General features: G+C 60.9%; 17 protein-coding genes. 7 read left to right on the forward strand and 10 right to left on the reverse strand.

All coding sequences use genetic code 11. From position 1 onward, the window contains the following. The first annotated feature begins 299 nt into the window (after window positions 1-299). From FHT93_RS04420 to FHT93_RS04430, 3 genes are all read left to right on the forward strand, one after another. A complete protein-coding gene (locus FHT93_RS04420; RefSeq protein ID WP_113117376.1) occupies window positions 300-1,055 on the forward strand; it encodes an SDR family oxidoreductase in 756 nt (251 codons plus the stop codon). 50 nt (window positions 1,056-1,105) lie between these two features. Further along, complete coding sequence (locus FHT93_RS04425) at window positions 1,106-1,510, forward strand: cupin domain-containing protein (RefSeq protein WP_183846312.1); 405 nt, start codon at window positions 1,106-1,108, stop codon at window positions 1,508-1,510. 78 nt (window positions 1,511-1,588) lie between these two features. Continuing rightward, entirely contained in the window at window positions 1,589-2,341 is a 753-nt protein-coding gene (locus tag FHT93_RS04430; RefSeq protein ID WP_112546576.1) for an SDR family oxidoreductase, read from the forward strand. Between the two features lie 45 nt (window positions 2,342-2,386). On the opposite strand, the gene FHT93_RS04435 is transcribed toward FHT93_RS04430, so the two are convergent. Together FHT93_RS04435 and FHT93_RS04440 are read right to left on the reverse strand one after the other, a co-directional pair. After that, on the reverse strand, window positions 2,387-3,727 hold the full coding sequence (locus tag FHT93_RS04435) for an FAD-binding oxidoreductase (protein ID WP_183846314.1): 1,341 nt from the start codon (window positions 3,725-3,727) through the stop codon (window positions 2,387-2,389). Between the two features lie 241 nt (window positions 3,728-3,968). Further along, window positions 3,969-4,313, reverse strand: coding sequence for a helix-turn-helix domain-containing protein (locus tag FHT93_RS04440; protein ID WP_113016055.1), 345 nt, complete (start codon window positions 4,311-4,313; stop codon window positions 3,969-3,971). Between the two features lie 106 nt (window positions 4,314-4,419). On the opposite strand from FHT93_RS04440, the gene FHT93_RS04445 reads away from it, so the two are divergent. Further along, window positions 4,420-5,166 (forward strand): glucose 1-dehydrogenase, encoded by a 747-nt coding sequence (locus FHT93_RS04445; protein WP_112971892.1) that lies wholly within the window; start codon window positions 4,420-4,422, stop codon window positions 5,164-5,166. A gap of 112 nt (window positions 5,167-5,278) precedes the next feature. Here FHT93_RS04445 and FHT93_RS04450 read toward each other — a convergent pair whose 3' ends face one another. From FHT93_RS04450 to FHT93_RS04465, 3 genes are all read right to left on the reverse strand, one after another. After that, a complete protein-coding gene (locus tag FHT93_RS04450; protein WP_183846316.1) occupies window positions 5,279-5,833 on the reverse strand; it encodes a GNAT family protein in 555 nt (184 codons plus the stop codon). A 7-nt stretch (window positions 5,834-5,840) separates the two neighbouring features. Continuing rightward, entirely contained in the window at window positions 5,841-6,344 is a 504-nt protein-coding gene (locus FHT93_RS04455) for a pentapeptide repeat-containing protein (RefSeq protein WP_112971890.1), read from the reverse strand. Between the two features lie 232 nt (window positions 6,345-6,576). Next, window positions 6,577-7,134 (reverse strand): NUDIX hydrolase, encoded by a 558-nt coding sequence (locus FHT93_RS04465; protein ID WP_112546570.1) that lies wholly within the window; start codon window positions 7,132-7,134, stop codon window positions 6,577-6,579. A gap of 252 nt (window positions 7,135-7,386) precedes the next feature. Here FHT93_RS04465 and FHT93_RS04470 point away from each other — a divergent pair, with 252 nt between their 5' ends. Then, window positions 7,387-8,151: an alpha/beta hydrolase gene (locus FHT93_RS04470; RefSeq protein WP_113016060.1), complete on the forward strand. Its 765-nt coding sequence runs from the start codon at window positions 7,387-7,389 to the stop codon at window positions 8,149-8,151. A gap of 151 nt (window positions 8,152-8,302) precedes the next feature. Here FHT93_RS04470 and FHT93_RS04475 read toward each other — a convergent pair whose 3' ends face one another. Together FHT93_RS04475 and FHT93_RS04480 are read right to left on the reverse strand one after the other, a co-directional pair. Then, window positions 8,303-8,752: a DUF4168 domain-containing protein gene (locus tag FHT93_RS04475; protein WP_112971887.1), complete on the reverse strand. Its 450-nt coding sequence runs from the start codon at window positions 8,750-8,752 to the stop codon at window positions 8,303-8,305. Window positions 8,753-8,918: 166 nt separating this feature from the next. Then, on the reverse strand, window positions 8,919-10,067 hold the full coding sequence (locus FHT93_RS04480; RefSeq protein ID WP_112546566.1) for a helix-turn-helix domain-containing protein: 1,149 nt from the start codon (window positions 10,065-10,067) through the stop codon (window positions 8,919-8,921). Between the two features lie 668 nt (window positions 10,068-10,735). Between FHT93_RS04480 and FHT93_RS04485 the strand changes: the two genes are divergently transcribed. Then, the gene (locus FHT93_RS04485) at window positions 10,736-10,936 is read left to right on the forward strand and encodes a hypothetical protein (RefSeq protein ID WP_112546565.1); all 201 of its coding nucleotides are present in this window, start codon (window positions 10,736-10,738) and stop codon (window positions 10,934-10,936) included. Window positions 10,937-11,098: 162 nt separating this feature from the next. Here the strand turns inward: FHT93_RS04485 and FHT93_RS04490 are convergent, their stop codons facing one another. After that, a complete protein-coding gene (locus tag FHT93_RS04490; protein WP_112546691.1) occupies window positions 11,099-11,575 on the reverse strand; it encodes an Lrp/AsnC family transcriptional regulator in 477 nt (158 codons plus the stop codon). A gap of 103 nt (window positions 11,576-11,678) precedes the next feature. Between FHT93_RS04490 and FHT93_RS04495 the strand changes: the two genes are divergently transcribed. Next, window positions 11,679-12,212 (forward strand): alpha/beta hydrolase, encoded by a 534-nt coding sequence (locus FHT93_RS04495; RefSeq protein WP_183846322.1) that lies wholly within the window; start codon window positions 11,679-11,681, stop codon window positions 12,210-12,212. A 77-nt stretch (window positions 12,213-12,289) separates the two neighbouring features. Here the strand turns inward: FHT93_RS04495 and FHT93_RS04500 are convergent, their stop codons facing one another. Both FHT93_RS04500 and FHT93_RS04505 read right to left on the reverse strand, forming a co-directional pair. After that, window positions 12,290-12,787: an SRPBCC family protein gene (locus FHT93_RS04500; protein WP_183846324.1), complete on the reverse strand. Its 498-nt coding sequence runs from the start codon at window positions 12,785-12,787 to the stop codon at window positions 12,290-12,292. After that, window positions 12,777-13,130: a metalloregulator ArsR/SmtB family transcription factor gene (locus FHT93_RS04505; RefSeq protein ID WP_112971883.1), complete on the reverse strand. Its 354-nt coding sequence runs from the start codon at window positions 13,128-13,130 to the stop codon at window positions 12,777-12,779. The genes FHT93_RS04500 and FHT93_RS04505 overlap by 11 nt, the downstream gene beginning before the upstream one ends. Window positions 13,131-13,320 lie beyond the last annotated feature (190 nt).

The following is a 13,320-nucleotide window of genomic DNA, read 5'->3' on the forward strand; positions in this document are numbered from 1 at the left end:
AGCAAAGCACTACACAGCATAGTTTATACGATGGTTGAGCTTCCCTTCCGCCGCTTTCGACCTGCTGCTGTGCCTGGACCGCAAGCGAGCGGCGCGTTCCGCCAAATATGGTTGCCCCCGATCGCATATGGGAACAATATACCTCCGCGATGCGAGATTGCCCCTCGGCCGAAGCCGACCGAGGCGACGACAGTCGATGTGTTCCACCTATCCAGACATTGAAATTCTCGCGGCTGTGTCGGTCTTGCGATCCTAACCTGGAACTCCGGCCCAAGAGGGCCGCGGGAGGAGAACCTGTTATGAAAATCGTCCTTATCGGAGGCACCGGCCTCATCGGATCGAAGACCGCGGCGCGTCTGCGCGAGAAGGGCCACGAGGTGCTGGCCGCTTCCCCGAAAACCGGCGTCAACACCATCACCGGGGAAGGATTGGCAAGCGCACTGGCCGGGGCCGACGTGGTCGTCGATCTCTCGAACTCGCCGTCCTGGGAAGATCAGGCGGTGCTGGACTTCTTCGAAACATCGAGCCGCAACCTGCTCGCCGCAGAACGCGACGCCGGCGTGAAACACCATATCGCGCTCTCCATCGTCGGCTCGGAACGGCTGCCGCAGAACGGCTATTTCAGGGCCAAGCTTGCCCAGGAAAGGCTCATCAAGGCATCCGCCATTCCCTACACGATCATTCATTCCACCCAGTTCATGGAGTTCCTCAAGGGCATCGCCGATGAAGCGACCGTCGGCACTGTCGCCCGTCTCTCACCGGCAGCCTTCCAGCCGATAGCCTCCGACGACGTTGCCGACATTGTGGCGGACGTTGCCCTTGCCAAGCCCATCAACGGGATGATCGAGATCGCAGGCCCGGAACGCTTCGGCATGAACGAGATCATCGGCCGTTACCTGAAGGCGATCAACGATCCGCGCACGGTCGAGGCGGATGTCCACGCGCGCTATTTCGGCTCGGAGCTGGATGATCGCTCGCTCGTGCCGGACGCGGGCGCGAGGCTCGGCAAGATCGGTTTTGCAGACTGGTTTCGCCTGTCCGGGCAGCCCCGCTAGCCCGGGGCTCCCGACACGCATTTCGCACGGCAACGAAGAGGGTTACGACGATGAATTCTGCCCTATCCGCATTGCTGGTGGCAGCCGGCATCTGCCTCTCCGGCACTCTGGCTATCGCCGCCGAGGACACGGCGAAGGTAAAATCGCTCATGAGCAAGGATCTTCCCGATTATCCGGGCAAGGAGGGTCTCATGATCTCGGTCGATTACGGGCCCGGAGGCTCCTCGCCCATTCACAAGCACGAGGCGGACGCCTTCGTCTACGTGCTGGAAGGCTCGATCGTGATGCAGGTCAAAGGGGAAAAGGAAGTGACCTTGCATCCGGGCGATACGTTCTACGAAAGTCCTTCCGACATTCACCTGGTCAGCCGTAACGCCAGCAAGACGAAACCGGCAAAGTTCATCGTCGTGCTGGTCAAGAAAAAGGGCGCTCCGGTGGTGATGCCCGTCAAATGACATCGCGACAGCGCCGGCCGGAAGCCCGGAAAGCCTGATGCGTGGATTGCTGATACGTTGGAAACAGGGAGCGGATCGATGAAGGTGACGGTCATGGGAGCAAGCGGGCGCATCGGAACGCGCCTCGTGGAAAGCCTCAGGCAGGCGGGGGCTGAAGTCGTCCTCGCATCCCCGACGTTCGGCGTGAACAGCGTGACGAGGGAAGGCCTGAGGGCCTCGCTCACCGGCGCGGACACTGTCATCGACGTGACGAACGCGGCATCCTTCGGAGACGATTCCGCGCTGGAATTCTTCCGGACATCGACCCGAAATCTGCTGGCTGCCTCAGCAGATGCAGGGGTCGGCCACTATCTCGCCCTGTCGATCGTCGGAACCCCGCACCTTGTCGAGAGCGATTATTTCCGCGCAAAGATGGTGCAGGAGAACCTGATCAGGGCGGCGCGCCGGCCCTATACGATCGTCCATTCGACGCAGTTCTTCGAGTTCATCAGCGGCGTGATCGACATGGCCGCCGATGGCAGCGATATCCGCCTTCCCTCCGCCTCCATGCGGCCCATCGCGGCCGACGACGTCGCTGACGTCCTCACCCGGCTGGCCTTGAAACCTCCGGTGAACGATACGGTGGAAATAGCCGGGCCGGAGCGGTTCGCCCTCGATGAAATCGCCCGCATCCTTGTCGCCGCAAACGAAGACATGCGCGAGGTGATCACCGACGAGACCGCGCGCTACTACGGCGTCGAACTGAACGACGACACATTGCTGCCGCGCCAGCCCGCCCATGTCGGTCCCGTCAGGCTCGCGGACTGGCTGAACCGGTCCATGGCCGATTAGGTATCGATCCCGGCCCGTATGTTCATGGCCGTCATGGACAGAAACTCACGCCTGCGGCGTGATGTTCTGGTTGAGACGAAACAGATTATGCGGATCGAGCCGCGTCTTCAGGCGCGCAAGGCGCTGGTACTTTTCCACGCCATAGGCATCCAGGGCGACGACCGTGCCGGCATCCGCCTGCTCGTTGACGTAGTTGCCCGCCATCGAGAGCTTCGAAAGCGATTTACCGGTGGTCCGCCCCCAGGCAATGCAGCACTCGTCATCGGCAGCGTCGTCCCAGACCGGCTCCGCAATCCAGTAATAGCCTGCTCCTCTTCCCGTATATGCCGTTGCGTCGTCCGCGATATCGGAGATGGCTCCGCCGAGCTGGATCGCATAGACCTCGGAATCCGCCGTTGGCGCATCGGCGACCGAGAGCAGCATCGTGTCGATTGCTTCATCGCTGACATCGGACCAGAAGCCGCCCTTGCAATAATATCGCCGCGACCAGGCGAAGTGCTCGTCGTTGCGGCTCTGGAGGGTAAGATAGGGCAGCCTGTCGATGCTCCCGACGCCGCCATCGGCCAGCATGCCGAAAGGCGACAGGGCCGCGTGGGCAAGGGCATCAGCCCCCGACCAGACCGTCGTCACGTTCAGACCCGTGGCGGTCACGGTGAAGCTGAGGGTAAAGTCGCGCGGTTGGCCATGCGCCTGCTCGCGCAGCGCCAGCAGGGCTTGCCGCATGCTGGCCGCAGGATAATCCCATCGGCCGACTGCGATGGAAGCAAGCGGATGCATCCTGAATTTGAATCGCGTAACGACGCCAAAGTTGCCGCCGCCGCCGCGAATGCCCCAGAAGAGTTCAGGGTCGGACGTTTCGCTGGCCCAGACGACATCGCCGCCAGCGGTCACGATCTCCGCGCCGAGCAGGCTGTCGATGGTCAGGCCATATTTCCTGCTCACCCATCCCATGCCGCCGCCGAGGGTCAGGCCCGCCACACCCGTATGCGAAATCACGCCGGCCGGCACCACATACCCTTCAGGAACAGTGGCTCGATCGAGATCGCCAAGCAGAGCCCCGCCGCCGACCTCGATCGTGCGCGCCTCCCGATCGATCGTGATCGCCGCCAGTTCCGATAGATCGAGGACAAGTCCGTCATCGCAGGTCGAAAATCCCGGAAGACTGTGGCCGCCGCCGCGCACCGCAAGCAGGGCGCGCGATGCAGCCGCCGCATGTATCGCTTTCCTGACGTCATCGACGCTCCGCGGGCGGACGATCGCGGCAGGCCGCCGGTCGGCGACGCCATTCCATACCTTGCGGTAGCGTTCGTAATCCTGATGGTCCGCCGTGATGACAGGGCCGCGGAGCCCTAACAAAGAAAGTTCCCTCAGCAGCAAATTGGACATGGCGCGTCCCCCAACGTCGCACAACCTCCGGCACATACTGACCCGATCCCGGGCATCAGTCGACCGAAAAATCAGACGTCACTAATATGCCAAACTATCTCCTCCGGCCTACGTTTTTATGTGACGACCTTCGATGAAGAGGATCTGATCTCGACGGGTTTGGGTGCCCTCGCCGGCTGGCAACCGGGCAGTCGCCAGCACACTTCGTCAGGCGAAGGCCAGACGGCAACGGCGAGGGAAATCAGCCTACGTTCGCGACATCGGTGGGCTGTCCGTAGGCGCTCAGGATGGCCCTGACGAGGCCGGGGAAGCGTTCCTCCACTTCCTGGCAACGCGAGTGGTTGCGCATCTCCACCCCCTGACGTTCGCCGCGGATGAGGCCAGCCTCGCGCAGCACCTTCATATGTTGCGACAGCGATGATTTGGGTATGACGCGCCCGCCGAGTTTGGAAAGCGCAGCGCATGTGCCGCTGGAGCCGAGCCCCGCGATCTGTGCGAAGATCGCCACACGCTCCGGATCGGAGAGCGCATAAAGGATCGCCTCCGGCTTCAAGTCCTCGATGGCTGGATGAAAGAGCGGTCTCATGAATTTGATATAGGGCTACTTGAAATCGAGATCAACAGTTCCGAATTTCTGAACTATGGAACAATGCCGTCAACCCCGGCGGCAATCCAGGTGGAAAGGAACTGATATGTCTAAGCTTGCTGGAAAAGTCGCCGTCGTGACCGGAGCCTCCAAGGGGATCGGCGCTGCGATTGCCAAGGCACTCGCCGCTGAAGGTGCAAAAGTGGTGGTGAACTACGCCTCGAGCAAGGCGGGTGCGGACGCAGTCGTCGAGGCGATCGCTGCCGCCGGCGGCAAGGCGGTCGCGGTGCAGGGCGATGTTTCCAAGGCGGAACAGGCAAAGGGATTGATCGACGCCGCAGTCAGGGAATATGGCCGTCTCGACGTACTGGTCAACAATTCCGGCGTCTACGAATTCGGCGCGATCGAAGAGATCACCGAGGAACACTATCACCGCCAGTTCAACGTGAACGTTCTCGGCCTGCTGCTGACCACCCAGGCCGCCGTCAAGCATATTGGCGAGGGCGGCAGCGTCATCAACATCTCCTCCGTGGTAACAAGCCTCACCCCGCCCGCCTCGGCCGTCTATACCGGCACCAAGGGCGCCGTGGACGCCATCACCGGCGTGCTTGCCAAGGAGCTTGGCCCGCGCAAGATCCGTGTCAACGCCGTCCTCCCGGGCATCGTCGAGACCGAAGGCACGCACACCGCAGGCGTCATCGGATCGGATTTCGAGAGCAACGCGGTCGCCCAGACCCCGCTCGGTCGTATCGGCCAGCCCAACGACATCGCCACGATCACGACCTTCCTCGCTTCCGACGATGCCGGCTGGCTGACCGGCGAAAAATTGGTCGCCGCCGGCGGTTTCCACTGATCGCCTGTTGATAGCGGGCGTGCCCTTTCACGGGCACGCACCCTGCCCCGGCTGCGTTTAAGGGCGATCGCACCACGGGACTATCGATACGGGCACTCCTGAAATCGGCGTCTCACATGGCCTGACCGGCGATGCAGCCGAACATCCTGAAATCGTGGAACGCGTTTTTGAACCACGCTTTCTGGCGGAGCGTCCCCTCATAGCGGAACCCGGCCTTTTCCAGAACACGGTCCGATGCCGTATTGCCAGGCAAGGTCCAAGCCTCGATGCGGTTCAGGGAAAAGTGATCAAATCCGCATCTCGTGACAGCCCTCACCGCTTCGGTCATCAGCCCGATTCCCCAGACCGAAGGGTGCAATTCGTAGCCGAGCTCGGCCCATTTCCAATGCTTGTCGATAGTGTTGAACCTGACAGCGCCGAGAAGCCGGCCCGAGACGCGATCCTCCAGGATCCAGGCGCAGCCCTTCCCCTTGGCATGGGCCTCGCACATCCATTTTATCGAGCGTCGGGTCTGGGCTATTTTCGGGGCATCCGGCCAATTCGAAAAGCGGGTAACCTCCGGGATCAGAATAAGCTCGTGGAAATCGTCGCAGTCGCCCATATCGGGCGAGCGCAAGTTCAACCTGTCTGTGAAGAGCCGAGGAAAACCGCTTTTCGAATGTCCCATGGCAGGATCAGGACGCCTGCGATTTTCTGTAGGCCGCAACGATCTCTTCGAGCGGCACCCCGTCGAGCATGGCGCCAGGCATGCGGCAGTTGGAAAAGGTGACGCCTGAGAGATTGATGTTCTGGAACTGTGATCCCGACAGGTTGACGTCGTTCACGTACCAGCCGGTCATGTTGCTGTCGTTGAATTTCGCACCGGAAAAATTGATCTGGTTGAACCATGTTCCCGTGAGATTGGCGTCGTTGAAACGTGATCCCGACAGGTCGGTGTCATTGACGTCGAGCCTTTGCGTCGTCCGATGCAGCATGATCTCATCGCCGACGACCGAGAAGAGCAGCGGCTTGTCGCCGGCATCCTGCCCGACCGCAGCAGAAAGGGTGTTCCAATCCTTCACGCCGAATTGCTTTGCAATCAGTTCCAGGCAATCGCTGTGAGACAGCTCGATCTTGCGATCGCTGAGAGCCTGCCGCAGGGCTTTCGCCATGCCCTTGATACCAAGTGTCCTGAGCATTCCAGTTCCTCCAGGGCAATCAAAACGTCAGAGCTCACATTGCTGACCGACTGCCGAAGGGCTGGAAGTCGAAGGGGTATCAAAAGTGTTTTCACCATACCAGGTTTGGCGTGAGCGGCTGGCAACACAAGGCCTTGGCGAAATTACTACCTGCCGCCCCGCAATTGTCAACAAGCCGGAAAGGCCTGCTTTGCCGATCCTTTCAAGGCACCGGCCCCGGCCTGCCCGTTCATTATCCGAGCCGGCCGGCGGCCCGCAGCGCCAGAAGGATGGACGACACGTGAAGGGCCTGCCCGATCAGGCCGGACTGCAATCCGTCCAGCACGTCAGGTATCGGAAGGGCATGAACGGTCAGGCCCTCCTCGCCGGCATCGAGCCGTTGCTGGTATCTGGGCTCGGCGCCGGTTGCGAGAAAGGTGTGAAGACGGTTCGTGTGGGAGGCCGGGTTCGGATAAAGCGTGCTGACCAATTGCCAGTTCTCGGCAATGTAGCCGGTCTCCTCCTCCAGTTCGCGGCGGGCTGCCTTTTCACTGTCGATATCCTGCTCGTCGAGGCCGCCTCCCGGTATTTCCAGGAAGAACCTGCCTGCCGCATGCCGGTACTGGCGAACAAGCAGGAGGCGATCGTCGGTGGTGATCGCGACGATATTGATCCAGTCGGGATAGGACAGCACGTAATAGGGAGAAATCCGCACGCCGCCCGACGTCAGGCAGTCGTCGGCCCGCAGATTCAGCCACCGATCCTGCAGGATCGCCGTGGATTTGATCACCGTCCAGCCGTCGTCCTCCATTCGAAAATTCTCCCGCTTCGAATTCGCCGATTTCCGAAGACTAAAGCATGTCGCGCAAAAGTGTGCAGCGGTTTTGCAGCAACGACATGCGTAAAAACAAGGACCTGAAACGCGGCAAGCGGATCTGGAGGATCGCGACGCGCTTTAGGTCGATGCGCGCCGGTCGGCCATGGCTCATGCCTTGCGAAATTCATTGCAGTTTTCGGTTGGCGTGTGGGAGTTTGCGTCAGTGGAAATCGGGCGCGAATCCAGATGGCGGCAGATCTCACCAGGCTTGAGAAATACTTCATTCCCTCCGGCGAGCCGGAGGCCCGACTGGAGATTGTTGCGGCAAGGCCCCGGCACGAAGGACCATATCCGACCATCGTCTTCAACCATGGCTCGACCGGACACGGCCACAACAAGTCCTTCTATAGGAGAACCGCTAGCCCGGCTGTCGTGGCGAACCATTTCGTCGAACGGGGCTGGATGATCCTCTTTCCGCAGCGTCGGGGCAGAGGCAAATCGGGCGGAGCCTATGGCGAGGGACTTGCTCCTGACGGTTCCGGCTATTCCTGCAATGTCGAAATCGCCATTGCCGGCTTCGAGCGTGCCGTCGAGGATATGGATGCTGTCGTGCGCCATCTGCGCGAGCGGCCCGATGTGGAGCAGAGCCGGCTTGTCATCGCCGGCGTCTCGCGCGGCGGCATCCTGTCGATCGCCTATGCGGGCATGCGCCCGGGGATCTTCCGGGGTGCGGTCAATTTCAACGGCGGCTGGCTCGGCCGAGGCTGCGCCAATCATGAGATCGTCAACCCGGCCATCTTCGAACTCGGTGCATCGGCCGGAATTTCGACCCTCTGGCTGCACGGCACGCATGACCAGTATTATCGGATAGAGCACTGCCGGGGAAATTTCGAAAGGTTCCGCTCGGCGGGCGGACAGGGCAAATTCATTGCGGCGGCCGCAGGCCATGCCCTGATGTTCAAGCCGGCATTATGGGCGAACCATCTCGATCAATACATGGAGAGCCTGTAACCGCTGGGCCGCCAGACAGGATGTCGATCCTCCCTTTGCTCAGCGGCGATGGAGGGAGACAGGCCAGGATGGTGCTGACCTCGCCCCAGATCGAGGTGTAATCCTCGACGTAATCCTCTGCAATTCAAGGATTATGCAGAAACGCGCAGCCCTATTGCTGCTGCTGCGCCGGCGGCGGGGTGCCGATCTTTTCCAGAACCTTCTTGGCGAGAGCCGGGTCGCTCTGTGCGGCCGTCAGGATCGACGAGTATTCCTCGACAGAGATGTCCTTGGAGGCTTCGACGGTGTCGACCATCTGCTTCTTGGCTTCTTCCTGCAGCTTCTGCTTCGAAGCCTCGTCCTTCGTCGCGCCGATCTTGGCCGAATATTCCTTCCTGACCTTGTCGACCTGCAGATAGGCAACGGCAAAGGCCTCGATTTTCTGATCGCTGACGGGTGCGGCTGCACCATTGTCGCCGCTCTGCCCCTGCATCGGCGCCTGACCCTGTGCCGACGGCTGCTGTTGCGCCTGGGCCATCTCCTCGGCGGATGCCGGGCTGAGAGCAAGCAGGCTGAAGACCACAGCGGTCATCGTTGCGACGGGTGTGTAACGAGTGATCATAGTCATTCCTTTTCACGTGCATGATTTGATCGGCAGCAGGACCGCCTCGGTCGATCGCTCAGCCGCTGGGGGCCGGCGAGATCGCAACGATGGACTGCCAAGAGGGCACGGTGCGGCGGTGGCGGGGCAATTTGCTGACGATTGAGCGGCAGCTTTGTGTCAGGGATCAGCCTGCAAGCGTCAGCCAGTCGCCGATCGTCGTCCCATGGTGCCGCGTGGAACGCTGGGCCGGAACAGCCGGGCGCTCGGTTGCCACGGTCTTGCGGATTTCACGCGGGCTCACTCCGAATTCATGGCTGAAGGCGCGCGTAAAATTGGCAGCGACGGCAAATCCTGCGGCCTCCGCAATCTCGGAGATCGGCCTGCCGTCGGCCGGGTTGCTCAGGTCCGCATAGGCCTGCAGCAGCCGCCGCTTGCGGATATAGTTCAGCACTCCGCCGCTTGCTTCGAACAGTTGGTAGAGCCGCGTGCGCGAGATGCCCACGGCGCGGCAGATGGCGTCGGGCGTCAGATTCTCCGATTGCAGGTTGAGATGAATGTAGCGATGCGCCCGCTCCATTATTCCCATGCCGGTCTGCATCTGCCCCGCATCCGACCTCATGGAGGCCGCCGCACATGCAACGACCATATCGGCGATCGTCTGGATGATGCGCGGCACCTCCCCGGTCGTCAGGCTGCTGAGCTTCGTTTCCAGGCCGGCGATATAACTGACGAGCAATTCAGCCAGGCTGCCGGACAGAAGCGTGTTGTTGGCGCCCTGGAGGATGCTTGCATCGACGGCCAGCAGTTCATAGGGCAGGAAGACGAGCACGGCGACGCTATCGGTCATGCGCCCGCGATAGGGATAACCGAGAGACCTGAAAAACACCTCGCCGGCAGCAGTTTCCGTGACGTGGCGGCTGACCTCGGTCCAGATCCGGCCGCTGCGAAGCAGGCCGACATTCCAATGGTCGATCGGGCTCGAACGCAGCATGGATTGATCGCGGCTATAGCCATGCGCCTGTGTATGCTGCTGGACGATCAGCATGCTGCCGAGATGCCAGCCGGTCTGTTCGGCAAGAAACCCGTCCTCGGGCGATTTTCCGTCCGGCAGACGCACATCCACGAGCGGCGCCATATGCGCACGCCAGGCCTGGAACTGGTCTTGCGCCGGCAGATCTTTCGTCGAGAAACGCAAGGGTACCAGCGCAGGCGCGACATCCGCACGCAGCTCCTTTTCCGCCGCCGGCTCGCGCGGCCACCGCCGCCGCTCCAGATGGGCCGGCCACGCCTGCCCCGCAGCGGGGTCATCTCCAGATCCAGAACCCGTAGCCATCCAATCCCTCCAGCGTGCCAACCGATCCGACCGGGCCGTTGAAATCGAAAATGAACAATCGCTTATTTACGGCAAGATCGCCACCGGAAACCGCCCTGGCCGGGAATCGGCGCGCGCCCACCCCTTTAAGTTGTTTATCATAATCCCTTTGGAGCAGAAATGTACGCAACGATAATTTTCAGGACGGGCGGATAACGACAATTGCGCCCCATGGCTGTATTTAAATAAGCACGGTCAATTCCCTGATGGAGACGGAATAGACCGGAATATTTCACCTGAAAGCGCCCGGCAGGGACGGAGCAGCCCCAGGTGAAGCGGCAAGAACCCAAGTAAAAACACAAGGATATGAAGAGGCAGTAATGAACTGCCCGGGAAATATTCGTGCGCGTTCTGCATAGGCTTCGGCCATTGCGGAAACTCTTCGTCACACAACCCGCAGCCGTCAAAAAGAATACTTATAACCGGCTACGGAGTCTTCCTTGATCACTCGACTGGGGGAGGATCGAGGCGATCGCTGGCAAGGCCATGTGAGGCGAAGTGAGGGGTTGCGCGCAAGTTCAGGCGCTTGAGTCTATGCGTATGAGCCTGATGCTGACGCGCAACCCCATTCTATCGAACCTTGAGAATTCTGATGCGAGCTGCCCGGTCATGGGCAAACGGAGGCTAAGATGATCACTACGGAAAACCAGAACTACGTCGAATTGAAAGTGACTTCGAACTGCCGCAAGGAAGTCGAAATCGCAATGATGGCAATGCTCGGCAATCTGCAGAAACACGGATGGTCGGCAGCCGAATTGGCACTGGCCCTTGCCGATGCCTCCGAAGAGCTTGTGATGCTGATCGCGAGCAAGACGGTGCGATCCAATTAGGCTGTCGTGACGCATTCGTCATGCAAGCCGGATCATCATGCTTTCGAGCTTGATGAGAACAAAGAGACGAACGGCGAGTTGGTCGTATCGCGCTGCGATACGACGCCGCTGTTTGAGCCAGGGAGAAAATCCCGTGGCACCCACATCGCGATGATCGCGAAATCAGCCCTTCATGATGAGCTCGCGCCCGATCCGTTTGGGAGGCTCGCTGCGTAACACGATCGCAGTGTTGACCGAGCCATAGCGGGCAACGGCATCGACGATGCCTTCAAGCTCGGCCGGCGACGGCACGATGACCTTCAGATGGAAGCAGTCCTCGCCCGTCAGCCTGAGAACCTCGATGACCTCGGGCATTTCGGAAAACTGCTTCAGGCAGGTCTTGATGTGTTCGTGCGTGGTGCGCAGGCGAATGATCGCCATCATTCCAAGCCCGACCGAAGCCGGATCGACGACAGCCCTGTAGCCGCTGACGATGCCGCGTTCTTCAAGCCGCTTCAGGCGCTCCGATGTTGCCGGCTGCGAGAGGCCGACTTTTCTTCCAAGTTCGGAAACGCTGATGCGCCCGTCGCCCTGCAGAATTTCGATCATGGCAATATCGGTTGGATCGAGCTCGGCACGACTATCGAAATATTTCGCCATCGACTTTGAATCCATCGGTTTGACGCAGGTTTTTCCGATGAATGCCAATTTATCCAATCCGAGTAAACGGTCATGTTTGCGCGATAACCACGAGAGGCGAAGCATGACCGCGATCATCCATCTGCCGGGCATCGGCAATTCCGGAAAGACCCATTGGCAGAGCCATTGGGAGAATACCGATCCCTCCATCCGCCGCTTCCAACCTGCGAGCTGGGACGAGCCTGATCTTTCCGACTGGATTGCGGCGCTGGAAGAGGCCGTGCGTGCGGCGCCAACGCCACCCGTTCTCGTGGCTCACAGCCTCGCCTGCCTGCTCGTCGCTCATTGGCATGACGTGTCCGATCTTCCGGTAAAGGGCGCAATGCTGGTATCCGTGCCGGATCCGGCCTCTCCGGCCTTTCCGTCACAGGCGGCAGGCTTTGCGGAGGTGCCCGGCAAGCGGTTTCGATTTCCGTCCCTCATCGTGGCAAGTACCGATGATCCCTATGGTTCGCTGCCCTATGCCGAGAGGCGGGCAGAGCAATGGGGAAGCGAACTGAAGGTGATCGGAGCGGCGGGCCATATCAACGGCGAAAGCGAACTTCGCGAGTGGCCGGAAGGTCTGGCGCTCCTGGGAAATTTCGCAAGCCGCCTCTAGCCCGGCTCGCCGGCATGGCCGCGCCTTGCGGCACCGGGACCGGCCGCGCCAGGCGGCCGGTCTGGGAAACCGGCGATTTACGCCCCTTCCGCACCGAGGGTAAGAAGCAGCTCGTCCAGCTGTTCGAACTGTTCGGGCAACCCGCCCTCCGCCCCGGAATTGGCCTCGAACGCTTCCTTCGAGGGATAGACTTCGCGCAGGACCAGCAGCGTCATGCCGTCTTTTTCCTCGAAGGTCACCGTGGTCACGGCAGCGTCATCGCTTTCCTCATTCGTCCAGACCAGGCGCGCGTTCGGTATCACGTCGAGATATTTGCCGAAGAATTCCATCGCGCTCGCGGCATCGTGGCCAAACGCAATACGGTAGCCGCCTCCGACGCGCACATCCATCTCGCAGGAAAGCATGGGCACGCCCATCGACTTCGGCGCCCACCACCGCATGAACAGCTCGGGCTTGGTCCACGCCTGAAACACGATATGTGCCGGGCCGTTGAATGTTCGCCTCACGACGAGTTCACGCTCGGACGTCCGTTCCACCGTCGTGGGGTTCTTCATGGGGGTAGGCTTACTCTCCATCGTCCTTCTCCTTCTGTTTCAGTTCCTCGACAAGCTTGTCCAATGCATCGAAGCGTGCGTCCCAGAGCTGGCGATAGCTCTCGAGCCATGCCGCCTCTTCCTCCAGCCGGCGCACACCGAGCTTGCAGGTGCGCACGCGCCCGACCTTCTGTGTGATGACGAGCCCCGCCCGCTCCAGCACGCCGACATGCTTCTTCATGCCGGTCAGCGTCATGCGGAACGTCTCGGCAAGGTCCGTGATCGACGCGTCTGCACGCCCGAGCTGCTCCAGAATGCCGCGCCTTGTCGCGTCCGAAAGCGCGGCAAACGAGGTATCGAGACGGGTTTGTGAATACTGAACCATGTGGTTCAGTATATAGCCTATGGACGGGCGGCGTGCAAGACACGGTGCGGGGCTGCCGGCGAAAAGACCCCTCCCCACAGGTGGGAGGGGCTATCACGGGCGTACCGCCTCGCCTCTTCCGCAACGTTGCGTATGGAGAAGCAGCTGCCGCACGTTAAGCCCCTCCTCCTTGTCGGGAGGGGTCGGGGTG

It is taken from the genome of Rhizobium sp. BK379 (assembly GCF_014193955.1).
Classification (GTDB): Bacteria; Pseudomonadota; Alphaproteobacteria; order Rhizobiales; family Rhizobiaceae; genus Rhizobium.

Excerpts from the sequence above, each read along its gene's own strand:
- FHT93_RS04505 (WP_112971883.1), bottom strand. The coding sequence starts at position 13,130 with ATGGTTCAGTATTCACAAACCCGTCTCGATACCTCGTTTGCCGCGCTT.
- FHT93_RS04430 (WP_112546576.1), top strand. The coding sequence starts at position 1,589 with ATGAAGGTGACGGTCATGGGAGCAAGCGGGCGCATCGGAACGCGCCTC.
- FHT93_RS04420 (WP_113117376.1), top strand. The coding sequence starts at position 300 with ATGAAAATCGTCCTTATCGGAGGCACCGGCCTCATCGGATCGAAGACC.
- FHT93_RS04485 (WP_112546565.1), top strand. The coding sequence starts at position 10,736 with ATGATCACTACGGAAAACCAGAACTACGTCGAATTGAAAGTGACTTCG.
- FHT93_RS04470 (WP_113016060.1), top strand. The coding sequence starts at position 7,387 with ATGGCGGCAGATCTCACCAGGCTTGAGAAATACTTCATTCCCTCCGGC.
- FHT93_RS04480 (WP_112546566.1), bottom strand. The coding sequence starts at position 10,067 with ATGGCTACGGGTTCTGGATCTGGAGATGACCCCGCTGCGGGGCAGGCG.
- FHT93_RS04445 (WP_112971892.1), top strand. The coding sequence starts at position 4,420 with ATGTCTAAGCTTGCTGGAAAAGTCGCCGTCGTGACCGGAGCCTCCAAG.
- FHT93_RS04465 (WP_112546570.1), bottom strand. The coding sequence starts at position 7,134 with ATGGAGGACGACGGCTGGACGGTGATCAAATCCACGGCGATCCTGCAG.
- FHT93_RS04495 (WP_183846322.1), top strand. The coding sequence starts at position 11,679 with ATGACCGCGATCATCCATCTGCCGGGCATCGGCAATTCCGGAAAGACC.
- FHT93_RS04475 (WP_112971887.1), bottom strand. The coding sequence starts at position 8,752 with ATGATCACTCGTTACACACCCGTCGCAACGATGACCGCTGTGGTCTTC.
- FHT93_RS04425 (WP_183846312.1), top strand. The coding sequence starts at position 1,106 with ATGAATTCTGCCCTATCCGCATTGCTGGTGGCAGCCGGCATCTGCCTC.
- FHT93_RS04435 (WP_183846314.1), bottom strand. The coding sequence starts at position 3,727 with ATGTCCAATTTGCTGCTGAGGGAACTTTCTTTGTTAGGGCTCCGCGGC.
- FHT93_RS04455 (WP_112971890.1), bottom strand. The coding sequence starts at position 6,344 with ATGCTCAGGACACTTGGTATCAAGGGCATGGCGAAAGCCCTGCGGCAG.
- FHT93_RS04440 (WP_113016055.1), bottom strand. The coding sequence starts at position 4,313 with ATGAGACCGCTCTTTCATCCAGCCATCGAGGACTTGAAGCCGGAGGCG.
- FHT93_RS04490 (WP_112546691.1), bottom strand. The coding sequence starts at position 11,575 with ATGGCGAAATATTTCGATAGTCGTGCCGAGCTCGATCCAACCGATATT.
- FHT93_RS04450 (WP_183846316.1), bottom strand. The coding sequence starts at position 5,833 with ATGGGACATTCGAAAAGCGGTTTTCCTCGGCTCTTCACAGACAGGTTG.
- FHT93_RS04500 (WP_183846324.1), bottom strand. The coding sequence starts at position 12,787 with ATGGAGAGTAAGCCTACCCCCATGAAGAACCCCACGACGGTGGAACGG.